A 22,419-nucleotide genomic window follows, 5' to 3' on the forward strand; every position below is an offset into this window, starting at 1 on the left:
GAGCACTCATGCGAACCTCCGGCCGTCAGCGGCGCTACAAGCTCAAATCCGAAATCAACGTGGTGCCCTACATCGACGTGATGCTGGTGCTGCTGATCATCTTCATGGTCACCACGCCGATGATGAAGTCCAACGTGGACGTGAACCTGCCGCAGGCCGACGCCAAGTCGCTGCAGCAGAAGAAGGACCCGGTCATCGTCACGGTGAAGCAGGACGGCCAACTGTTCCTGACCCTGCCCGGCGCCGAGAAGGAGCTGCTCGACGCGGCGGCGCTGCAGACCAAGGTCGGCGCGTTCGTGCGCACCAATCCGGACGTCAACGTGCTGGTGGCCGGCGACGACCAGGGGCACTACGGCGGCGTGGTCCAGGTGCTGGCCGACCTGCAGCAGGCCGGCGTCTCCAAGGTCGGCCTGATGGCCCAGCCGGTGCAGGGCAAGAGCACGTCCGATGGACGAAAGTAAGGCGACGCCGAAGGCGGTCGTAGTCTCCGCCATCCTGCACATCGGCATCGTGGGGTTTCTGTTCCTCGCGGTCCTGCCGTGCTCCAGTTACGAGAATTTCTTCAACGCGCTGCATCTGCCGGCGTGGATGAACCCGATTGCCTGCGCCAAGCCGCTGGAGCTGCAGGGGCCGATCATCGAGGCGACCCTGATCGGGCGCACCGGCAGCCCGCCACCGAAGGCGGTCAAGGCCAAGCCTGTGCCCGATTCCACCCCGCCGCCGCCGACCATCCCGCCGCCGACCCCGCCACCGCCGGTGACCCCGCCGGTAAGCCAGCTGCCGCCGCCGCCCAAGCATGTCGACGTCAAGGACCAGGAACGCGTGGTCGAGGACGCCGCCAAGCAGGCCGAAGACGCCAGGCAGTTGCAGGAAGAAAAGGAGCGCCAGCGCCAGTCCGAGCTGGATGCCGAGGCGGCGAAGAAGAAGGCCGAGGAAAAGAAGAAGCTGGACGCGCTGTTCGCCAAGATGGATGCGGCTTCGGCCCAGACCAGGCAACTGGACAACAAGGCGAAGCAGGCGAAGCAGCAGCTGGAGGACCTCAAGAACGCCCAGGACGACGGTCAGCCCGACCTGCCGGCCGCCGACCAGCGCCAGACCGGCAACAACAGCCCGAACAGCAACCTGGCCGACGAATACGCCGCGGCCATTCAGAATGCGGTCACGCCCAATTGGTTAAGGCCGGATAACATAGCGGCGCTCCCCTGTCAGGTTCACATCGTGCAATCGCCCGGTGGCGACGTGATGAGTGCGACCGTCGATTCCAGCTGCCCGTACGACGACGCAGGTCGGCGTTCGGTCGAAAATGCGGTGCTGCGCACCAAGACCCTGCCGTACAAGGGTTTTGAAAGCGTGTTCCAACGCAACCTTACCTTCACATTCAGGCCGCAATGATCAAGCCCATGCGCAAATTCAGCTCAAGCTTCGCCATCGTCCTGCTGGCCGCCGTGGCCTTGTTCGCCGGTCCTGCCGCGGCCCAGTCGCTGAATGTGGACATCGTCGGTGGCGTCAAGACCGCCACCCCGATCGTGGTCGTGCCGTTTGCCCAGGCCGGCGGCGCCCCGCTGTCGACCGATGTCGCCGACGTGATGCGCAACGATTTCAACCGCTCGGGCAAGTTCCGTTCGCTGGCCAAGAGCGACATCGTGGAGTTCCCTTCGAAGGGAGCCGACATCAAGTTCCCGACCTGGCGCCTGCTCAAGCAGGACTACATCGTGGTCGGCAGCATCCGGGACGCCGGCAACGGCATGGTCCAGGTCGAATACGAGCTGTGGGACGTCAACAAGCAGCAGAGCCTGCTGCACCAGCAGATGCCGCCGGCGCCCGCCGGTGACCTGCGCAGCGTGGCGCACCAGATCGCCGACGTGATCTACGAGAAGATCACCGGCGTGCGTGGCGCCTTCTGGACCCGCATCGCCTATATCACGGCCGTCGGCCTGGGCAACAACACGACGTATTCGCTGCTGGTGGCCGACTCGGACGGCTACAACCCGCAGGTGGTGGCGCGTTCGCGCGAGTCGCTGCTGTCGCCGGCCTGGTCGCCGGACGGCAAGAAGCTGGCCTATGTGTCGTTCGAGAGCGGCAATTCGAACATCTACGTGCAGGACATCACCACCGGCTCGCGCCAGCTGGTGGAGTCGCACCCGCGCGGCATCAATGGTGCGCCGGCGTGGTCGCCGGACGGCAGCAAGCTGGCGGTGGCCCTTTCCTACGTGGGCAACCTCGAGCTGTTCGTGCTGGATCTGGGCAGCCGCCATGAGACCCGGTTGACCAACAGCCTGTCGATCGACACCGAGCCGGTCTGGTCGGCGGACGGCCAGAGCATCTATTTCACCTCCGACCGTTCCGGCCGGCCGCAGATCTACCAGGTCCCGGCCAGCGGCGGATCGCCGCAGCGGATCAGTTTCCAGGGCCAGAACAACGCGAACGCCTCGGTGAGCTACGACGGCAAGCAGATCGCGATGGTGCAGGGCAATGGGAACGTGTATCGTATTGCCATCATGGACCGCAGCCTGGGTGACCAGGTGCGATTCCTCTCGCCGGGCCCGATTGACGAGTCCCCGAGTTTTGCTCCGAATGCCAGCATGCTGCTCTATGCCGCTACCGAAGGACGTCGCGGCGTGCTGTACGCCGTATCGGCCGACGGTCAGGTTCGCCAGCGCCTCGTACTTTCCGATGGCGACGTGCGCGAACCGGCCTGGGGGCCATACCGGCAACGATGATATTTTCATGCTGCTGCGCGAAAGTGCGGCAGCATGATGCCCAGGGATTGGGCCCGAACAGCGCCGGCAAGGCGCGTTTCGGTTTCCGGTGACGGCGCTTGTCGCGTCGAGAGCCAGTCAGGTGGATGGTGCAGGCTCACGCACCATCGATCTTTCAAGTGTCAAAATAACAGCCGGTCAACCGGCGTCAGCTGTCCCGCAATTCCCATCGTCATTGTTTGTCGGAACTCAACCCGTAAGGAACGTCACCATGAATAAGACCGTTCGCGTCGCCCTGGTTGCCCTGCTCTGCGTAGGCGCGGCCGCTTGCTCCAAGAAGCAGGAAGTCAAACCGCAGCCGGCTCCGGAGCAGGCTGCTCCCGCGCAGGCGCCCGTCTCTGACGGCAAGTACACCCCTGCCGATCTCGATACCGATGCCTGCCTGCGTCAGCGCGTCGTGTACTTCGACTTCGACAAGACCGAGATCAAGCCGGAATTCCAGCAGATCATGGCGTGCCACGCCAAGTACCTGCAGGATCGCCCGATGTCGCACATCCGTCTGGAAGGCAACACCGACGAGCGCGGCACCCGCGAGTACAACCTCGGCCTCGGCGAGCGTCGTGGCAATGCCGTTTCCGACGCGCTGCAGGCCAATGGCGGCCAGGCCAGCCAGCTGGAAGTGATCAGCTATGGCAAGGAAAAGCCGGTTTGCCGTGAGCACAACGAGGATTGCTGGAGCAAGAATCGTCGCGTCGAGATCGTCTACACGGCGCAGTAATGATGAAGCGACTGGCTAACAGCTTTGCAGCCAGGATCAGCACGGCGGGCGCCATCGCGTCCGCCGTGCTGTTCGCGTTCCCGGCTTTCGCGCAGGACTCCCGGTTGAGCCTCGCCGATCGTGTCGCGCGGCTGGAACAGCAGGCACAGAACAAGGACCAGTCCGGCACGGGCATGGTCAACCAGATGCAGCAGTTGCAGGCCCAGGTGCAGCAACTGCAGGGTCAGGTCGAGGAACTGCAGCACCAGCTGCAGACGCTCGACGACAAGAACAAGGCCCAGTACACCGATCTCGATGCCCGGCTCGGGCGTCTGGAATCGGGCGGTGCGGGCGCGGCGCCCGGCGCCGGCAATCCGCCAGCGGCGGCCGCGGGCAGCCCCGCTGCTGGCGCCAATGCGAATGTGCCGGCAGCAGCGGCCGCCGGCAACGCTCCGGCGCCCGCAGCCAGCGCGGCTGTCGCCGCGGGCGATCCCGCGGCGGCGCAGGCGGCCTACGACGTGGCGTTCAAGGCGATCCGCGGCGGCAATTACGTGGAAGCCTCGCGCGAGTTCCGCAGCTTCATCCAGCAGTTCCCGAATCATCCGCTGGTTCCCAACGCCTGGTACTGGCTGGGCGAGTCGTACTACGCCACCACCAACTACCCGGTGGCGCTGGAGTCGTTCCAGCAGTTGCTGAGCCAGTTCCCGCAGAGTGACAAGGCGCCCGACGCCCTGCTCAAGGTGGGTTACAGCCAGCTCGAGCTGAAGAAGAGCGCCGAGGCCAGGGCCACGCTGACCCAGGTCACCACGAAGTACCCGGGCTCCAAGGCGGCCAGCCTGGCACAGGAACGCCTGCAGCGCCTGCAACTGCAGTCGGGCAACTGAGTCCCGCGGCGATGAGCGGCCATGACGCGCAGCAGGCGTCGGCGACGCCTGCCGCAGCCGTTCCCGAGCGGCTGCGCATTACCGAGATCTTCCACTCGATCCAGGGTGAAGCCGACGCGATCGGCTGGCGCACCGTGTTCGTGCGCCTCACCGGCTGCCCGCTGCGCTGCGTCTGGTGCGACACCGAATATTCGTTCCACGGCGGCGACTGGCACGGCATCGACGAGATCCTGGCCGAAGTCGCCTCGCATGGCGCGCGGCATGTCTGCGTCACCGGCGGCGAGCCGCTGGCGCAGAAGCGCTGCCTGATCCTGCTGCAGCGCCTGTGCGATGCCGGCTACGAGGTGTCGCTGGAGACCTCGGGCGCGCTGGACGTTTCCGCCGTCGATCCCCGCGTGCGCAAGGTGATGGACCTGAAGGCACCCGGCTCGGGCGAAAGCGCGCGCAACCTGTGGTCGAACCTCGATCACCTGCTGCCGCACGACCAGATCAAGATCGTCATCGCCAGTCGTGAAGACTACGAGTGGTCATGCGCCATGCTGGCCGAGCACCGCCTGGCCGATCGCTGCATGGTGCTGTTCTCGCCGGTCTGGGGCAAGGTCGAGCCGCGCGAACTGGCTGAGTGGATCATCGCCGACAGGCTGCCGGTGCGCTTCCAGTTGCAGCTGCACAAGCTGCTGTGGAATGACGCCGCCGGGAGATAGTTTGCTGCGCCCGCCCGGGGCGCGGGAAGGGGACGGCCATCGGTGGCCGGACCCTGCAACGAACATCGCGCGCCGGCCTGTGTTGCCGGTGGCGCTTTCCGGCCGGTGACCGGTCGCACTCCGTGGATGCAAAACATGTCTGAACATTCCCCCCGCAAGGCCGTCGTACTCGTTTCCGGCGGCATGGATTCGGCGGTCGTCATCGCCATGGCTCGTGAACAGGGCTATCAGGTGCACGCGCTGAGCGTCTCCTATGGCCAGCGCCATCATTCGGAACTGGCGGCGTCCGACCGCGTGTCCAGCATGCTGGGTGCGGTCGAGCACAAGACGGTGGGCATCGACCTGCGCAGCATCGGCGGTTCGGCGCTGACCGCCGACATCGACGTGCCGCTGGATGCGGCGGATGCCAGCGCCATCCCGGTCACCTACGTGCCGGCGCGCAACACCATCATGCTGTCGATTGCGCTGGGCTGGGCCGAGGTGCTGGGCTCCAGTGACATCTGGTGCGGCGTCAACGCGGTCGACTATTCGGGTTACCCCGATTGCCGCCCGGCCTTCATCGACGCTTTCGAACAGCTGGCCAATCTGGCGACCAAGGCCGGCGTCGAGGGCGCCGGTATCCGTGTCCACGCGCCGCTGATGCGCATGAGCAAGGCCGACATCGCCCGCGAAGGGCAGCGCCTGGGCGTGGATTTTTCCGCCACGGTCAGCTGCTACCAGGCCGACGACGACGGTCGCGCCTGCGGACACTGCGACGCTTGCCGCCTGCGCGCCCAGGGCTTTCGCGAGGCCGGGCTGGCCGATCCCACGCGTTATGCGTGATCCGGCCGCGGGGCGCTTGCTTGTGCCCTTGCCACGCAGCCCGTAAAATTGATCGCTTGAGTTTTCAACGAGGGGTCGTTAGCTCAGTTGGTAGAGCACTGGACTTTTAATCCATTGGTCCCGGGTTCGAATCCCGGACGACCCACCAGTTTTCAGAGCGCCCGTCCGGGCGCTCTTTTTTTGCGTCCAGCCCGCAATCACCGGCCGGCGCGGCTGCTGGTCCACGCCGACATCATCGCGCTGCGCAACTGGGGTGGCGACACGGGCTTGTACAGCAGCGGAATGTTCGCCGCGATGATCTCGCGCAGATGGTCGACGCGGGTCTCGCCGGTGACCAGCAGTCGCGCGAACGGCGTGTCGCCGTCGCGCTGGTAGTGCTGATCGAGCGCGGCGAACAGTTCCATGCCGCGGGTGCCGCCGCGCAACTGCAGGTCGCTGATCACGATGTCCGGCGGACCGGGCCAGTTCTCGACGGCCTCCATCGCCTGCAGGCGATCCTCGGCCACCTCCACCTCGCAGCCCCAGCTGCGCAGCAGGAAACGCACCCCGGAGAGAATGGCCGGGTCGTCGTCCACCACCAGCACCCGCTTGCCGCTGAGGTCGACCGGCGTCTCCTGGGGCGCCAGCGATTCATCGGGGCTGGCGTCGGCGGTCGGCAGGCGGAAGTGGAATACGCTGCCGCGACCGAGCCGGGACTTCACCTGCACTTCGGTGTCGAGCCGCTCCGCCAGTCGCTGCACCGTGGCCAGCCCCAGTCCGAGGCCCGATTGCGAGCCATCGTCCAGCCCGGCGTCGGCACGGTCGTCGATGCGGTAGAACTCGTCGAACACGTTGGGCAGGTGTTCCGGCGCGATGCCGCTGCCGGTGTCCCAGACCTCGATGCGGATCAGCCCGTCCCCGCACCGCCGGGCACCGAGCAGCGCGCCGCCATGATGGGTGAAGCGCAGCGCATTGCTGACCAGGTTGTTGAGGATGCGGCTCAGCATGGTGCGGTCGCTGCGTACCCACAGCCGGGTCGGGTGGATGAGCAACTGCAACTCGCGCTGCTCGGCGACCATGTCGAAGTTGCGAGTGACTTCGGCAAAGACCTGGGCCAGCGGGAACTCGCTGATCTCGACCTGCACCGCCCCGGTCTCCAGCCGCGACAGGTCGAGCAGTTCGTTGAACAGATGGTCGAGCGACTGCACGCATTCCTGGATGTGGGCGATGCGGTCCAGCTGTTCCGGCCGGCTCTCGTCGACGCTCAGCGCGGAGGAAAACAGCGTCAGCGCGTAGAGCGGCTGGCGCAGGTCATGCGAGGCTGCGGCCAGAAAGCGCGACCGGGCCAGGCTGGCGGCTTCGAGCGCGGCATTCTTGTGCGCCAGCTCCCGCGTCGCCTGTTCGATCTGCTGGCGCATGCCGCTCTGTATGTCATGCAGCGCGGCGGCGGCATGGTTGAAACCCTGTTGCAGTTCGCCGATTTCCGTGCGGTCGGTCACCGGCACCTCGACCGGCCGATCGCCGATCCCCAGCTGATGCACGGCGCCGGCAAGGTGGCGCAATGGCGCACTGATCCAGCGCGCCGCCTGCCACGCGAGTACCCCGGCGAGCAGCAGGCTGACCAGCAGCGCGATCAGTGCGTGGCGCAGGCTGGCGCGCTGCATGGCGATGGCTTCATGCAGGCTGACGTCCACCCGCACCGAACCTTCGGCCACGCCGCCGGGCTGGTCGCGGTCGACCATCTCGCGCACCACGGTGAGGACCTCCGCCGGCTTGCGGTTGCCGTCGAGCTCGTTGTGGTCGGCGAGGATCTGGCCGGCGCCGCTACGTATCTGCACCCGGATGACATGCGGCAGGTCGCCCACCGAGTCGGCGATGCGGTTCAGCTCGCGCAGCTGCATGTTGCGCAACGGCTGCAGGCTGATCGAGGCGGCCTGGGTGGCGATGGCGTCGGCATTGCTGCGGGCCATCTCGCGCAGGTTGACCAGTTGGCGCTGGGCCAGGAAGGCCGCCAGCAGGGCGGCGGTGATCAGGGCGGGCATCAGGGCCACGAAGGCCATGCGCTGCATCAACGACCGGCGTTGCCACAGTCGTTTGGGCCAGGAGTCAGCCGCCATGTCCATCCGTCCCGTCTCCCATCGCGCGTCGCGGACCGATGGGCATTGATGCCGGGCCCGAGGTGCTGCCGGTTGTCCGGTGGTCACACTAGCGCGAAACGGCTCGGCTTGGCAGCTGCCGCGATCCGTTTCACTCCGGCGGGAATCGGCGCTGACGCCGGCGCCGGGTCATGCGTTCGATCAGCAGGGGCAGCAGGGCCAGCAGGGCGATCGCGCCCAGTGGCAACAGCACCCCGCGGTGCAGGAACAGGCCCAGCCCGAGGCTGTCGCTCTGGCTCATCGCGTCGCCAAGACCGGCGCCGATCGAGGTTTCGAAGATCAGCGCGACCGTGCCGCCCAGCCAGCTGGCGCCCAGGAACAGCCACAGCGGGCAGCGCAGCCAGGCCAGCGCCACCGTGACCGCGCCGAACGGCACGATCGGAATGAAGCGCAGGAACAGGGTGTAGCTGACCGGGTGCCGCTCGAAGCCATGGTGCAGCCGCGCCACGATGGCCGGCGGCTGGCGGCTGCCCGGGCCGAAGGCATAGCGGCTGGCCAGGAACAGGATCAGTGATCCCAGGGTCAGCCCCAGCGACGAATACAGCGTGGCGTCGAACACCCCGAAGGCGAAGCCGCCGGCCAGGATCACCACGATGGTGCCGGGGATGCCGGTGGCCACGGTCAGCGTCAGCAGTCCGGTGAAGGCCAGCCGGCTCAACCACGGGTGGTCATCGATCTGCGCATGCAGGCTGGCCTGGTTGGCCAGCAGCCGGTGCGGGGTCAACTGGTCCAGCGAGCCGGAGGCGAACAGCACGACGCCGGCCAGCACCAGCAGCACCAGCGGCAGCGTGGCGCGCCAGCGGCTCAATACGGCGTGCCGCTGGCGCCGTAAGTGGCCAGTACCGCACGGGCCTGGTCACGCAGGATGTCGCGCCGAACCGAGATGTTGCGGCGCTCGAGTTCGCCGATCCAGTCGGCCGGCAGCGGGCCTTCGTCGAAATCGGTCAGCTCTTCCACGTCTTCGGAACGCGCGCCGATCAGCAGTTCATCGATGCCGGCCCAGACGCTGGCGCCGTAGCACTGGCAGCACGGCTGCGAGCTGGTGGCCAGCACGTAGTGGCCGCCGTCCTCGTTCAGCCGGTGCCGGCTCAGCCGCTGCTGGGCGATCATGATCACCATCATTTCCGCGTGCGCCACCGAGCAGCTCTGCGGCACCACGCGGTTCACGCCCACGGCGACCAGCCGGCCGCTGTGGTTGTTGAACACGGCCGCTCCGAACGGACCGCCGCCGCCGCGCTCGACGTTCTGTCTCGACAGCTCGATCGCCAGCCCGACGCGTTCCTCGTCGCTCTGGTAACGCCGGTTGGCATCGGCCACGTCGCCGATCCACGGCGGCAGGGTCAGATGGATTTGCAGGGGCAACATGCGGTTCTCCGTTTACTGGCCAGCGGCCCTGGCCCAGACGTCGCGCAAGGTCACCGTGCGATTGAACACCGGAGCCTCGGCGCGATGGTCGACGCGGTCGGCCACGAAGTAGCCCAGGCGCTCGAACTGGAAGCGCTGTTCGGGTTCGACACGGGCCGCGGCCGGTTCCAGCCACGCCTGCACCACGCGCTTGGCGTCGGGGTTGATGTGATCCAGCCAGGTCTTGCCGTCTTCCTCGTTGTCGGGCGCGGGCACGCTGAACTGGCGGTCGTACAGGCGCACCTCGGTGGCCACCGCGTGCTTCGCGCTGACCCAGTGGATGGTGCCCTTCACCTTGCGGTCGGCGCCGGGCAGGCCGTGGCGGGTTTCCGGGTCCAGCGAGCCGTGCAGCTCGGTGACGTTGCCGTCGGCGTCCTTGACGATGTCGGTGCATTTCACGATGCCCACGCCGCGCAGGCGCACTTCGCCGTCGGGCTTCAGGCGATGGAAACCCTTCGGCGGCACCTCGGCGAAATCGTCGCGCTCGATCCACACCTCGCGGGAGAACGGCACCTCGCGGGTGCCGAAGCTCTCGTCCTTCGGATGGTTGGCGAAGCCCAGCGTTTCCTCGTGGCCTTCGGGCAGGTTGGTCAGCACCAGCTTCAGCGGGTCGAGCACTGCCATGCGTCGCGCCGCGGTGGCGTCCAGGTCCTCGCGGATGCAGCCTTCGAGCACGGCGTAGTCGATCACGCTGTTCTGCTTGCTCACGCCCAGCCGCTCGATCAGCAGGCGCAGTCCGGCCGGGGTGAAGCCGCGGCGGCGCAGTCCGCGCAAGGTGTTCATCCGCGGGTCGTCCCAGCCGTCGACGAAGCCGTCGCTGACCAGCTGGGCCAGCTTGCGCTTGCTGGTGATGCAGTAGCTGAGGTTGAGTCGGGAGAACTCGATCTGGCGCGGCTTGGCCGGCTGCGTGGGCATCCCCGCGGCGAGCAGCGGCTGCCACAGCTGCGGATGGTTCGGCAGGTCGACCTTGTCGACGAACCAGTCGTACAGCGGGCGGTGGTCCTCGAACTCCAGCGTGCACAGCGAGTGGGTGATGCCTTCCAGCGCGTCGGACAGGCAGTGCGCGTAGTCGTACATCGGGTAGATCGGCCACGCGTCGCCGGTGTTCTGGTGGGCGATCTTGCGCACCCGGTAGATCGCCGGGTCGCGCATGTTGATGTTGCCCGAGGCCATGTCGATCTTCGCGCGCAGGGTCTTGCTGCCGTCGGCGAATTCACCCGCGCGCATGCGCGCGAACAGGTCGAGGTTCTCTTCCACCGAGCGCTCGCGATACGGCGAATGGCGGCCCGGCTCGGTCAGCGTGCCGCGGTACGCGCGCATCTGCTCGGCGTCGAGGTCGTCGACATAGGCCACGCCGTCGGTGATCAGTTTGCACGCCGCCCGGTAGAACACCTCGAAGTAGTCCGAGGCGTGGCGCAGCTCGTGCCATTCGAAGCCGAGCCAGCGCACGTCGTCCTTGATGCCCTCGACGAATTCGGGGTCTTCCTTGCCCGGGTTGGTGTCGTCCAGGCGCAGGTTGCACCAGCCGCCGAATTCCTTCGCGATGCCGAAGCTGAGGCAGATCGCCTTGGCGTGACCGATGTGCAGGTAGCCGTTCGGCTCCGGCGGAAAGCGGGTGTGGATCGCCGAGTGCTTGCCCGAAGCGAGGTCGTCGCGCACGATCTGCCGGATGAAATCCTGGGGTGCCGCGGCCGGCGGCTGGGCGGGTGCGGCGGCGGGCTGATCGGTCGACATCGGGCTGTGGCTCACGGACGGTGGTGGAAACGTGCAAGTTTACCCTGTCACCGTGATCGGGGCAGGGCGACCGGCTTGCCCCGCGCTGCCGTGCGGGTTAGCGTGCGCCCATGCACATCGTGTATCGCGCCGAGAACCTGTTCGATGCCCATCTGGTCAAGGATGCGCTGGAAGGCGGCGGCATCCCCGCGTTCATCGCCGGCGAGTACCTGACCGGCGCGGTGGGCCAATTGCCGGCGATGGACTACATCGCGGTGATGGTGCCCGAGGCCGCGCTGGCCGACGGCCAGGCCATCGTGGCCGGGGTCGAGTTGCAGCTGAGCGAAGCGCGCGAAGCGATCCGCAACGACGAACTGCCTGGCGAGCCGCTGCCGCTGCCGTGCTGAGCGGCGCTTCACGACGTGGATTCCCGGGGAAACGACATGCATGAACTCGCCGCGCTGATTCGCGCCGTGCCCGACTTTCCGCGCGCCGGCGTGGTGTTCCGCGACGTGACGCCGCTGCTGGCCGACGCCGCAGGCTTCGCCCGCTGCATCGATGCGCTGGCCGAGCCATGGCTCGGCCACGGCGTGCAGGCGGTGTGCGGGATCGAGGCGCGCGGCTTCATCTTCGGCGCGGCGCTGGCGCACAAGCTGGGCGCGGGCTTCGTGCCCTTGCGCAAGCCCGGCAAGCTGCCGCCGCCGGTGATCGCGGTGGACTACCAACTGGAGTACGGCACGGATCGGCTGGAAGTGCAGCGCAACGCCATCCGCCCGGGCGAGCGCGTGCTGCTGGTCGACGACGTGCTGGCCACCGGCGGCACGCTGGCTGCGGCGCGGGTGCTGGTCGGGCAACTGGACGCCGAGCTGGTCGGCGCCAGCGTGGTGATCGAACTGGACGCGCTGCGCGGGCGCGAGCGCTGGCCCGGCGGCAAGCCGCTGCACGGCCTGCTGCACTACTGAGAGGTTGTGATTTTTTCAACCTCTCAGGTCGGCCAAGGACGGCCGAGCATGAAGCGGTCACGCAAGTGACTGTTTCATGTGAGCGAGTCCGGACATGCGCCGGACTCGCGATGGAAGAAAACCACAGGAAGTGGCTTTCTTCACAGGCTCTGAGTGATGGTCACGCCTTCGACGTAGATCAATTCGCAGGCGCCGCCACCGGTGTCGTCGCGGGTCATCGAGGTGTTCCAGTGCCAGCCGTCCGCCCGGGTGGCATCGACCAGGAAGCCCTCGATGTGCACCACCTGGCCCGGCCGGACCAACTCCAGCTGGCGCTTCACGTCCTCGTCGGCCGGGATCATGTGCATGTTGGCGCTGGAGGTTTCGATCTCGCGGCGCGGTATCGGGAAGTCCTTCACGTGCCAGTAGTAGAAGCGCCCGGACTGGCTGATGTCGATGCCGGCCAGCACGGTGCTGTCGGACATGCGGCCCCAGCCCAACGCCAGATCCAGCGGCACCAGGTCGCCATCGCGGGAGCCCGAATAGTCCTTGCGCGACAGCACCCGCGCGGTGATGTCGAAGTGGGCGCGCGTCTGCAGGTTGACGCCGTCGCGTTGCAGCTGTGCGCCGTGGTCGAGGTCGACCTGCTGCGGTGCGTCGGGAGCCAGCACGCCCGGCCCGGTTTCCACTGCCGCGTGCTGCCGGTGCGACAGCACGAACAGCAGGACCAGCAGCACCGCAGCGGCGATCAGCAGTTTGCGCATCGTCAGGGAGTATCCGTGGTCGGCCGGGCCGCTTGCAGGTGGATGATGGATGCCATCTCGCGTCCGGCGCGTTCGGGTCAGCCGGCGGAGGCTTTCGCCGCCGGCGGCGTCGCCACGGTGTGTGCGTCCAGCAGGTCGGCGGGCAGGTCGCGCAGCACGTCGGCGAGGCGCTTCAGGAAGGCGTCCATCGCCGAGCTCTTGCGCCAGACCATCGCGATGCGCCGGCTTGGCGGCGTTCCCCTGAACTCGATCAGGTGCAGGTTTTCCAGCGGCGCCACCGGCGGCTTCACCGCGGTCACCGGCAGCAAGGTGATGCCCACGTTGGCCGCCACCATCTGGCGCAGCGTTTCCAGGCTGGTGGCGCGGAAGCCGGAATGTTCGCCCGCGCCGGCCAGGTGGCAGACCTCCAGCGCCTGGTCGCGCAGGCAGTGGCCGTCCTCCAGCAGCAGCAGGTTCTGGTGGGTGAGGTCGGCCAGCTTCAGCTGGCCCTGCTTGTGCGCCAGCGGATGCGCCTCGGACACCGCCAGCAGGAACGGCTCCTCGAACAGGAATTCCTGATGCAGGCTGTCCTCGTGCAGCGGCAGGGCGAGGATGCCGGCGTCGAGTTTGCCCTCGTGCAACAGGCGCAGCACGGTCTCGGTCTTCTCCTCGACCAGCAGCAGTTCCAGTCGCGGAAACGCCTTGCGCACCAGCGGCAGCACATGCGGCAGCAGGTACGGTCCCAGCGTGGGGAAGATGCCCAGCCGCACCGTGCCGGATTCAGGGTCCAGCGTGCGCCGGGCCACGCCGCGGATCTGCTCGATCTCGTTGAGCACGTTGCGCGCGCGCATCGCAATGTCGCGGCCGACCTCGGTCAGCAGCACCTTGCGCGGCGTGCGCTCGACCAGCGGCACGCCCAGTTCGTCCTCCAGCTTCCTGATCTGGGTGGACAGGGTGGGCTGGCTGACGAAGCAGGCATTCGCGGCGCGCCCGAAATGACGGTGCTCGGCCAGGGCCACCAGGTATTGAAGGTCGCGCAGATTCATCGCTCATCCCGGTACGACAATAGCCAGAAGCTATGAGCGAGATGGTAACAATCAATTGGAGCAATGCAAGCGAGGTCGCTAAGCTGTGCGCCATTGATCCCGTGACAACCCGCGCGTCGGAGTCCCTCCCTCTCCCCCGCAGGCGCGCGGGCTTCCCCAACCGGCCATGAAGTCCTCTTCATCGCCGGTTTTTTTTGGCCCGTGCCCGGCCATGCCTTCTGGCACTGGGTCGAAGGTCATGCCGGCTCTAGCTTGGGGATTCTCCACAACCCAGGGAAACCAACATGCGCCGTCTCGTCCGCCCGCTCCTGCTTACCGCACTCGCCACCTGTTGCGGCGCCGCGTTTGCCGCCACCGCCGACCAGGCGCCGCAGGGTCGCCTGCCGGGCTGGGCGGTGCCGCAGTCGTACCAGCTGGCGTTCAAGGTCGATCCGGCGCAGCAGGACTTTTCCGGCACCACCACGATCAAGGTCAAGCTGACCCAGGCCTCCGACCACCTGTGGCTGGATGGCGCCGAGCTGAAGGTGTCGAAGGTGACGATCACCGACGCCGCCGGCAGGACGCACGCGGGCAAGTACGTCAACGTCGACCCGAAGGCGGGCGTGGTGCGGGTGGATTTCGGCAGCACGCTGAAGCCGCAGGACCTCACCGTGAAGTTCGAGTACAGCGCGCCGCTCAACCAGCAGCTGCAGGGCCTGTACAAGGTCACCGCCAAGGGCCAGCCGTATGCGATGACGCAGATGGAGCCGATCAGCGCGCGTTTCGCCTTCCCCGGTTTCGACGAGCCCGGCTTCAAGACCCCGTTCGACATCAGCATCACCGTGCCTGACCACGAGAACGTGGTGGCCAATACCAGGCAGGTGAAGGAGCAGCCGGCCGGCAAGGGCTGGAAGACCGTGACCTTCGCCCAGACGCTGCCGCTGCCGACCTACCTGGTCGCGTTCGCGGTCGGTCCGTGGGACATCGTGGACGGCCCGGACATCTCGCCCGACGCCTACCGCAGCGAGCCGCTGAAGCTGCGCGGCATCGCCGCCAAGGGTGAAGGCCATCGCATGGAACACGTGCTGGGCGAGACGCCGAGCATCATCCATGCACTGGAGAACTACTACGGCTTCGGCTATCCGTTCGGCAAGCTCGACCTGCTGGCGGCACCGGATTTCGAAGCCGGCGCGATGGAGAACCCGGGCCTGGTGACGTTCCGCGACTGGCTGCTGCTGCTGGACAAGGATTCCCCGGCCCGCAACGTGCAGGGCTCGTTCAACGTCAACGCGCATGAGCTGGCGCACCAGTGGACCGGCGACACGGTGACCACCGCGTGGTGGAACGACATCTGGCTCAACGAGGCGTTCGCGACCTGGATGCAGCAGAAGGTCACCATGCAGGTGCATCCGGAATACCGCGCCGACCTCGACCGCGTGCGCGGCGCGCAGGGCGCGATGAGCAACGACAGCCTGACCAGCGCCCGCAGCATCCGCCAGCCGATCTCCGGCAACGGCGACATCATGACCGCGTTCGACGGCATCACCTACCAGAAGGGTGCCAGCGTCATCGCCATGTTCGAGAACTACGTGGGCGAGAAGACCTACCAGAAGGGCATGCGCGCCTACATCCAGAGCCAGAAGTACGGCAACGCCACCGCCGATGATCTGGTCTCGGCGATCGCCACCGCGGCCGACAAGGGCGAGGCGTTCAAGCATGCGTTCAAGAGCTTCCTCGACCAGTCCGGCGTGCCCTACGTGGCCACGAAGCTGGAGCAGAAGGACGGCAAGACCGTGCTGCAGCTGAGCCAGAGCCGCTACCTGCCGCTGGGCAGCAGCGGCGACGCCAGGCGCATCTGGGGCGTGCCGGTGTGCGTGCGCTACGGCACCGACGCCCACGGCAAAAATGGAGCACCGTCCAGCAAGGTCGCCTGCGACATGCTCGACCAGGCCACCGGTTCGATGGAGCTGCCCGGCGCCAGCAAGCCGACCTGGGTGATGCCGAACGCGGACGCCAGCGGCTACTACCGCTTCAGCCTCGACAAGGACGGGCTCGATCGCCTGATCAAGCAGGTCGGCAAGCTCAGCGACGCCGAGCAGCTGGCCTACGCCGACGCGATCAACGCCAGCTTCCGTCGTGGCGATCTGGATGCCGGCCAGGTGCTGGCCGCCATGCAGCCGCTGACCGGTTCGAAGATCCGCGAAGTGGCCACCGTGCCACTGGACACGGCAGGCGGTCTCTACCATCGCATCGCCACCACCGATGCCCAGCGCGCCCGCCTGGCCGCATGGGCAAAGGCCGCCTACCTGCCGCGACTGGAGCAGCTCGGCTACCAGCGCAAGGCGGGCGAGCCGGAAGACGATTCGCTGATGCGCAGCAGCCTGGCCAGTTCGCTGGCGTTCGACTTCAAGCTGCCCGAAGTGCGTGCGGCCCTGCTCAAGCAGGGTGATGCGGCGTTGAAGCCGACGGCGGATGGCCACCTGAACCTGGCCGCGGCCGATCCCGACCTGCTTGGCGATGCGCTGGGCGTGGCGGTGCAGGAACACGGCAAGAGCGCGGTCGATGCACTGATCGCCGAGTTGCCGAAGACCAGCGACCCGGCGCTGCGCAACGGCATCCTCGGCGGCCTGGCCAGTGTGGAAGATCCGGCACTGGCCGAGCAGGTGCGCAACTTCGCGCTGACCAAGCCGGTCAAGGTCGGCGAGATGGGCATGCTGCTGCGCGGTGGTCGCGATACGCAGGCCCAGCGTGACGCGATGTGGAACTGGTTCACCGCTCACTACCAGCAGATCCTCGATCGCACCGGCAGCTTCTCCGGTGGTCGCCTGCCGTCGCTGGCCGCCGGTGGCGGCTGCTCCACCGCCGAGTACGATCGCCTGCAGGCGTTCTTCAAGACCCGCGAGAAGGACGCGGCCGGCATCGGTCGTGGCCTGGCGCAGACCGGCGAGTCGATCCAGCTGTGCAGTGCGCTGACGGCGAAGCAGGACCCGGCCAGCATCCTGCGCTAAGCGGCAACGAGGCATCCGCCGCCGGCACGGCATCGTGCCGGCGGCGCTTTTTTATCCGGGCGTGCGCGGGTCCTGCGGCAAGCTGGCTTCCATCCAGCCGTCGATGAACGCCTCGAGGGCCAGTCGCGCGGGCGGCACGATGCCGGCCTCGCGCACGAAGGCGGCGGCGGACTGGATCAGCAGTTGTCGCGACTGGCTGGAAGCCTGTCGTGCAGCGGCTTGTTGCTGGCGCAGTTGCACGATATGCGGCGACGGCTGTCCGGGCTTGGCGAACTTCTGGTGGCGACGCAATTCGTCGGCGACCTGCCCGGTGTCGAACGCTGCCTTCAGCACGGCCTTGCGTGCATGCAGCAGGCGAACCAGCTGGCTCGCCGCCGGTGAGGGCCGGGCATCGACGCCCGGGGTCCGCAGGATCGCGGCAAGTTCGGGCGAACAGGAGGCAGGGCAGCTTCCACCGGCGACGAATTGCTCCAGGTCGCGCAGAAAGGCAGCATGCTGGAACGGTTTCGGCGTGGCCATGACAAACCTTCGCTGGGGAAGCAGCGACCATACGTGCTTGCACCGCCATCCGCCACGCGTGCCCGCAACACATGCCCCATCCGCCGTATCCGTTCACACCCCGGGCGGCGGGACAGCGATAAAATTGCCACGTTGCACCGATGTGCGCCCGGGTCCTGTTCGGGGTCGGCGCCGTCCTTCATCCCACATCTCCATCGGCATCGCCTACAGGGGGCTTGATGATCGAGCTGGAAATCCAGGGGCTTTCGCAGAGTCGCGAAGGTCTGCTCATCGAAGTTGGCCGTTTCATTCTTGCCAGCGGTTTCACCTTGCAGCGCCAGCGTCTGGTGCAAGACCCCCATGGCACACTGTTGACGATGGTGGTGCGCGGCTCGCCGCGCAAGAAGCGCGAACTGGAAGCGGCGCTGGAAGGTTACGACCGCTTCGTCAGTTTCCGGATCACGCCGTTCGTGGAAGGCGAGGAGCAGCCGCATTTCGGCGCCACGGTGAAGCGGGCGACCTATCTGCCGCCGCCGGCACCCGAGCCGGTCACGCCTGTCGCGAAGGTGGCGGCGCCTGCACCGGCTCGCGTCGCTTCGCCTGCCGCATCGCCATCGAGAGATGTGCTGACGGACGAACCCTTCGCGGTGGCGCCGATCCTGGCCCGGCCCGCGAAGACCGAAGCCGTGCAGGCCGAAGCCGTGCAGACCGTTCCGGCAGCGCCGCCTGCGCCGCCGGAACCGGACTTCGAATTCATCCTGCCCACCACACGCGCGCCGGCGCCACCGCCTGCCGCCTCGGTGGAGGCGAACCCCTTCGTCGACGTGGTGGCGCTGGACGCGGACGAGGGCGCGGTCGACAAGGCGCTGCAGTCCATCGAGTACGACTACCCGAAACTCATGCCCAGGCTGCTGGCGTTGAGCGGTGCGGTGCCCGAGGGTGCACGCGAATCCTCGCTGGCGCTGGCCGGTCAGCGCGCCGGTGCATGGGTGTTCGCGCGGGAATACGCGCTGGATGGCGGCCTGGGCCTGGCCGATGCACTCGAGCGCATCGGCACGCCGGCCTTGCGTGCGCTGGTGGAAGTGGAGCAGCAGGGCGCTCAACTGCATATCCTCGACAGCCCGCTGTGCACGAACCAGGGCCATTCCGGCTGCAGCTTCTTCAGCGGATTCCTGGAAGGCTTGCTGGGACCGGTCATCGCGCCGGGAAGCCTGTCGATCTTTCCGGTGTGTTGCCGCAGCTACGGCGCGGACGAGTGCGTGCTGGCGATTTCGGACTGACGGGTTCGCCGGCCGCAGCCACGGACGGCTGAACGCAGGCATTTCAAAAACCGCTGGCTCGCGCGTCTCACAGGTCAACTCGGCATGACGAGGCGGACCGATGCGCATCGAACAAATCAGCAGGACGACCCGCTTGTGGATGGAGGCCGTGCGCAGTCGCTGGTCGCTGCGCCAGGCCTCCGGTGACGGGCGCTGGCAGCTCGCACTGCACATGACCAGCTGGTTGCGGCTGTGCGTCGGCCAGACCCGATGGCTGCACTCGCTGCATGCGCGCGAGGCGATGTGGCGGGCGGCCCAGGCCGATCCGCGGCTGTACGAGCGCTGGCACCGGCCCTACATCTCGACGCACTTCAGCGCCGCCGCACGCCGTCGCATCGTCAACGCGCACTACGATTTCGTGATGCGCCGGTTTCCCGCATGGCTGGCCGAACGCCTCGTGCTGGGCGGCGGCGCGCGCCTGACCACGCTGCGGCTGGAGGATGCGGCCGACGTGCATTTGCATCTGCGCAAGCCTTCGCGTGCCGACGCAGGCGAGCTGAGCCTGCTGCTGCTCAGCGACGACAAGGACGTGCTGGCCTCGTGCATCCTGACCTTCGACCGACGCGACAGCATCACCATCGGGGCGTTGCGGGGCGCGGGACCGCATGCGCCGTTCGAGGCGACGCGGGAATTCATCCGGGGCAGCCACGGCCTGCATCCGAAGGACCTGCTGATGTCGCTGGTGCGGGAGCTGGCGGCGCTGCACGGGCTGAAGCGGATTCGCGCCGTCACGGCGGCAGCCTGCGTCGGCCAGTCGGGTGCGGATGCCGACGGTGCGGACGTGGAAGCTGCCGCCAGCGGCGATGCGTTCTGGGAGGCACAGGGCGGCGTGAGCGCCGGCGCGGGCTGTCATGCGCTGCCGTTGTCGCTGATTCCCGCGCCGTGCGCCGAAGGCCCGCGCAGTCGCCGCGAAAGGCAGCAGCACAGCGAAGCCTTCCGCCGGAAGGCTGCCGAGGTCTTCGCGGCCGCGTTGCGGCGATCGACCGGAGCGCAGCCTGCCGCTGCGGAAACCGCGGTCCCGCGCGAAGGCGTGCCGACGCCGGCCCAGCGATTTCGCGGCGGCGAGAAACACCCCGCCGCTGCCGCCAGCCTGCTGGCTGCCGGTCCATGACGCGCGCGTGGCGGAAGCTAGAAGTGGAAGGTTCCGTTGAACAGGACCAGCCGGCCCTGGCGCACCGGCACGAAGGACGACTCGGCGTTGATCGCGTACAAGGTGCCTCCGAAAAGATTCTTCACGCCCAGGGTCAGCGTCCAGGGATCGGCATACCAGCTCAGGTTCGCCTCCGCGCTGAGCTGGCTCGGCATGCGAAAATAGCCGCCGTCCTCGGTGCGTCCACTGGTGCTGCTGCGCCCGAACACGCCGCCGGCCACGCCCCAGGATTGCAGGGCAGGGCGCTGGAAACGGTAGCTGGCCCAGGTGTTCCATTGGTGCCGCGGCGCGCCGTACGGAGCACTGCCGTCGTGGTTGCGGATGCGCGCGCCGGCATAGCTGGCCGAGACGTCCAGCCCCGGCAGGACCCGGCCGTCGAATTCGATTTCCACGCCGGTGTTGGTCTGGCCCGGACCCGGCACGGCAAAATGCGGCGCCTCCGGCGCTACCTGGCTGATGCTGTGGTCCAGCCGGATGCGGTACCAGGCCAGCGTCAGCCTGGCGCGCTGGTCGAACAGGCCGACCTTGCTGCCCAGCTCGAGCTGGTGCGACACCGATGGCGGCAGCGGGCGACCGTCCTCGCCCAGCAGGGCATCGGCCTGGAAACCGGTGTTGCTGGACGCGTAAAGCGACACGCCGGGGCGCGGCTGATAGACCACGCCCAAACGCGGTATCCATCTCGACTGGCGCAGCGCGGGCATTGCCGCACCGGTCAGCTCGTAGGTGGCGTGGCGCACCGTGGCCAGCACATGCCATGACTCGCCGATCGACAGCTGGTCCTGCGCGAACAGCCCGAGCTGGCTCGACCACGATCCGCCCAGCGGACGGGTCTGGACGGCGACGGTGTTCTTCGCCGACGCGAACGGCAGGGACTCGTCCGCCTGCAGGTCGGCGTTGACCGCTGCGCCGGTGACCAGCGTGCTGGGCTGGTTGCCGTTGCCCGTGTGGGTGCGGGCATAGTCCACGCCCAGCAGCACGTCGTGCACCAGCAGGCCCTGTTCGAAACTTGCCGCCAGTTCGTTCTGCAAGGTGGAAAACGCGTCGGAGTAGCGGTAGCTGCTGGCCTGCGCCTCGCTCAGGCCGAAATGCTGGGTGTCGGAGAACGCCCAGGCCTGGCCGCTGCTGCGCTGGCTCACGTACTGTCCGCGGCTGCGCAGGCTCCAGTCGTCGCCCAGTGCCTGCTCGACCATGTAGAACGCACGGCGCGTGCGGAACCGCGCATGGTCGTCGGGGTTGCCCAGCAAGCGGTCGAACGGCGACGCGCTGGCCAGCGACTGCCCGAGCAGCACCGTGTGGTCCGCAACCGGCACGCGGTTGTCGACGTATTCCAGGCCGAACAGCCATCGCGTGGTGTCGTCCTGCCAGCCGATGGAGGGCGCGAAGTAGGCGCTGCGCTGGCCCCGATAACCCTGCGCCGTGCGTTCGGCGCGATTGCCGGCGGCGACCCAGCGATAGGTGAGCCGGCCCCGCTCGTCGAGCGGACCGGCCAGGTCCACGCCCAGGCGGCTGCCGTCGCCCTGGCCGGTGGAGAACGTCAGCTCGCGCACCGGTTCGGCCTGCGGCCGCTTCATCACGATGTTCACCGAGCCGCCGAAATTGTTGTCCACCGACGACTCGCCGAGGATCGTCTCCGGGCCCTTCAACACCTCGACCCGCTCGATGGCGATCAGCGGCGGCAGATCCTCGATGCGCGCCACGCCGTTGGGCATGCCGTCGGTGAGGCCGTTGCCGGTGGTGAACCCGCGGATGCGGAACAGCGGCGGGCCGCCGAAGCCATCCACATAGTCCACGCCCGCCACGTGGCGCACCACGTCGGCCACCTCGAACGCCTGGCGGGAATCCATCAGGTCGCGCGTCACGATGCTCACCGACTGCGGCAGGTCGGCCAGCTCCGCGTCGGTGCGGGTGGCGCCCCGCGTGCCGTCGGCCAGGAATCCCCAGTCGCCCAGCACCAGGCCGGAGACCCGCACGGTATCCAGCACCGAGACGATCGGCACATTCGGCTTGGTGCCGCGCAGCGGACTTTCGTACGAGGTCGCCGGGGTGAACTCGCGCTGGTGCACCACCACCGTGCGGCTGCCGATCACCTCGTAGTCCAGGCCGGTGCCCTGAAGCAGGTGGTCCAGCGCCGCTTCCACCTTCAACCTGCCGGAGGTGCCGGTGCTGCGTCGCCCCGCGATCGCCTTGCTGGAGGCGAGTATCTGCACGTCGGCCTGGCGTCCCAGCGCCATCAGCGCATCGGCCAGCGGCTGCGAGGGTATCGAGAAGCTGGTGCGCTCGGCCTTCAGTGTCGGTGCGCCCGAGGCGACGGCAACGCCGGCGAAACCGGTCGCCGCGATCCATGCCAGGCCAACGCCGAACGCACGCTGCATCCGCTTCGCGGACGTCATCGGCAACACCTGCGCCCGTCGCCGCGACGCCATTTACGTTCCGCCATCCTGCCCACCGTGCGTGCGAACCATGGTCGGGAGCGTGGCCGGTGGAAATCGGGCCGGGCCTTCGCCTCGAACATTCCCACCACCCACGCTCCCGGCTCTCAGAGCCTGTGAAGAAAACCACTTCCTGTGGTTTTCTTCTATCGCGAGTCCGGCGCATGTCCGGACTCGCTCACATGAAA

General features: G+C 67.6%; 20 protein-coding genes and 1 tRNA gene. 13 read left to right on the forward strand and 8 right to left on the reverse strand.

Annotated elements, in window-relative coordinates; all coding sequences use genetic code 11:
• Positions 1–8: 8 nt before the first annotated feature.
• The 8 genes from tolR (at position 9) to UU7_RS11490 (ending at position 6,014) form a co-directional block, all read left to right on the forward strand.
• Positions 9–461 (forward strand): protein TolR, encoded by a 453-nt coding sequence (gene tolR, locus UU7_RS11455; protein WP_007808412.1) that lies wholly within the window; start codon positions 9–11, stop codon positions 459–461.
• The gene (gene tolA, locus UU7_RS11460; RefSeq protein WP_007808413.1) at positions 448–1,392 is read left to right on the forward strand and encodes a cell envelope integrity protein TolA; all 945 of its coding nucleotides are present in this window, start codon (positions 448–450) and stop codon (positions 1,390–1,392) included. Before tolR ends, tolA begins: the two co-directional genes overlap by 14 nt.
• Positions 1,393–1,400: 8 nt before the next feature.
• A complete protein-coding gene (gene tolB / locus UU7_RS11465) occupies positions 1,401–2,720 on the forward strand; it encodes a Tol-Pal system beta propeller repeat protein TolB (RefSeq protein ID WP_007808415.1) in 1,320 nt (439 codons plus the stop codon).
• A 250-nt stretch (positions 2,721–2,970) separates the two neighbouring features.
• Positions 2,971–3,477, forward strand: coding sequence for a peptidoglycan-associated lipoprotein Pal (gene pal, locus UU7_RS11470; protein WP_007808417.1), 507 nt, complete (start codon positions 2,971–2,973; stop codon positions 3,475–3,477).
• Positions 3,477–4,340 carry a tol-pal system protein YbgF gene (gene ybgF, locus UU7_RS11475; RefSeq protein ID WP_007808418.1) on the forward strand — a complete coding sequence of 288 codons (864 nt, stop codon included), beginning with the start codon at positions 3,477–3,479 and terminating at the stop codon, positions 4,338–4,340. The genes pal and ybgF overlap by 1 nt, the downstream gene beginning before the upstream one ends.
• A gap of 11 nt (positions 4,341–4,351) precedes the next feature.
• Positions 4,352–5,044 (forward strand): 7-carboxy-7-deazaguanine synthase QueE, encoded by a 693-nt coding sequence (queE, locus tag UU7_RS11480; RefSeq protein ID WP_007808420.1) that lies wholly within the window; start codon positions 4,352–4,354, stop codon positions 5,042–5,044.
• A gap of 135 nt (positions 5,045–5,179) precedes the next feature.
• Positions 5,180–5,866, forward strand: a complete 687-nt coding sequence (queC, locus tag UU7_RS11485) for a 7-cyano-7-deazaguanine synthase QueC (protein ID WP_007808423.1) — start codon at positions 5,180–5,182, stop codon at positions 5,864–5,866.
• A gap of 72 nt (positions 5,867–5,938) precedes the next feature.
• Positions 5,939–6,014 (forward strand) — tRNA-Lys (locus UU7_RS11490).
• A 49-nt stretch (positions 6,015–6,063) separates the two neighbouring features.
• Here the strand turns inward: UU7_RS11490 and UU7_RS11495 are convergent.
• The 4 genes from UU7_RS11495 to UU7_RS11510 form a co-directional block, all read right to left on the reverse strand.
• A complete protein-coding gene (locus UU7_RS11495) occupies positions 6,064–7,962 on the reverse strand; it encodes an ATP-binding response regulator (protein WP_238530930.1) in 1,899 nt (632 codons plus the stop codon).
• Between the two features lie 130 nt (positions 7,963–8,092).
• Positions 8,093–8,809 carry a TVP38/TMEM64 family protein gene (locus UU7_RS11500; RefSeq protein WP_007808427.1) on the reverse strand — a complete coding sequence of 239 codons (717 nt, stop codon included), beginning with the start codon at positions 8,807–8,809 and terminating at the stop codon, positions 8,093–8,095.
• Complete coding sequence (locus tag UU7_RS11505) at positions 8,806–9,366, reverse strand: nucleoside deaminase (RefSeq protein ID WP_007808429.1); 561 nt, start codon at positions 9,364–9,366, stop codon at positions 8,806–8,808. Before UU7_RS11505 ends, UU7_RS11500 begins: the two co-directional genes overlap by 4 nt.
• A gap of 12 nt (positions 9,367–9,378) precedes the next feature.
• On the reverse strand, positions 9,379–11,139 hold the full coding sequence (locus tag UU7_RS11510; protein ID WP_007808431.1) for a glutamine--tRNA ligase/YqeY domain fusion protein: 1,761 nt from the start codon (positions 11,137–11,139) through the stop codon (positions 9,379–9,381).
• 110 nt (positions 11,140–11,249) lie between these two features.
• Between UU7_RS11510 and UU7_RS11515 the strand changes: the two genes are divergently transcribed.
• Complete coding sequence (locus tag UU7_RS11515; RefSeq protein WP_007808433.1) at positions 11,250–11,525, forward strand: putative signal transducing protein; 276 nt, start codon at positions 11,250–11,252, stop codon at positions 11,523–11,525.
• A gap of 36 nt (positions 11,526–11,561) precedes the next feature.
• Positions 11,562–12,080 (forward strand): adenine phosphoribosyltransferase, encoded by a 519-nt coding sequence (locus tag UU7_RS11520; RefSeq protein WP_007808435.1) that lies wholly within the window; start codon positions 11,562–11,564, stop codon positions 12,078–12,080.
• 140 nt (positions 12,081–12,220) lie between these two features.
• Here the strand turns inward: UU7_RS11520 and UU7_RS11525 are convergent, their stop codons facing one another.
• Both UU7_RS11525 and UU7_RS11530 read right to left on the reverse strand, forming a co-directional pair.
• Positions 12,221–12,823: a hypothetical protein gene (locus UU7_RS11525; protein WP_007808437.1), complete on the reverse strand. Its 603-nt coding sequence runs from the start codon at positions 12,821–12,823 to the stop codon at positions 12,221–12,223.
• Positions 12,824–12,900: 77 nt separating this feature from the next.
• The gene (locus tag UU7_RS11530; protein ID WP_007808438.1) at positions 12,901–13,848 is read right to left on the reverse strand and encodes a LysR substrate-binding domain-containing protein; all 948 of its coding nucleotides are present in this window, start codon (positions 13,846–13,848) and stop codon (positions 12,901–12,903) included.
• Between the two features lie 284 nt (positions 13,849–14,132).
• Between UU7_RS11530 and UU7_RS11535 the strand changes: the two genes are divergently transcribed.
• Positions 14,133–16,835, forward strand: a complete 2,703-nt coding sequence (locus UU7_RS11535) for a M1 family metallopeptidase (protein WP_007808439.1) — start codon at positions 14,133–14,135, stop codon at positions 16,833–16,835.
• A gap of 51 nt (positions 16,836–16,886) precedes the next feature.
• Here UU7_RS11535 and UU7_RS11540 read toward each other — a convergent pair whose 3' ends face one another.
• On the reverse strand, positions 16,887–17,354 hold the full coding sequence (locus UU7_RS11540; RefSeq protein ID WP_007808441.1) for a hypothetical protein: 468 nt from the start codon (positions 17,352–17,354) through the stop codon (positions 16,887–16,889).
• 218 nt (positions 17,355–17,572) lie between these two features.
• Between UU7_RS11540 and UU7_RS18415 the strand changes: the two genes are divergently transcribed.
• Positions 17,573–18,613 (forward strand): hypothetical protein, encoded by a 1,041-nt coding sequence (locus tag UU7_RS18415; RefSeq protein WP_007808443.1) that lies wholly within the window; start codon positions 17,573–17,575, stop codon positions 18,611–18,613.
• Positions 18,614–18,713: 100 nt separating this feature from the next.
• Entirely contained in the window at positions 18,714–19,763 is a 1,050-nt protein-coding gene (locus UU7_RS11550; RefSeq protein WP_007808445.1) for a DUF535 family protein, read from the forward strand.
• Between the two features lie 17 nt (positions 19,764–19,780).
• Here UU7_RS11550 and UU7_RS11555 read toward each other — a convergent pair whose 3' ends face one another.
• A complete protein-coding gene (locus tag UU7_RS11555; RefSeq protein ID WP_238530931.1) occupies positions 19,781–22,192 on the reverse strand; it encodes a TonB-dependent siderophore receptor in 2,412 nt (803 codons plus the stop codon).
• Positions 22,193–22,419: the final 227 nt, after the last annotated feature.

The sequence above is a fragment of the Rhodanobacter spathiphylli B39 genome, assembly GCF_000264295.1.
Lineage (GTDB): Bacteria > Pseudomonadota > Gammaproteobacteria > Xanthomonadales > Rhodanobacteraceae > Rhodanobacter > Rhodanobacter spathiphylli.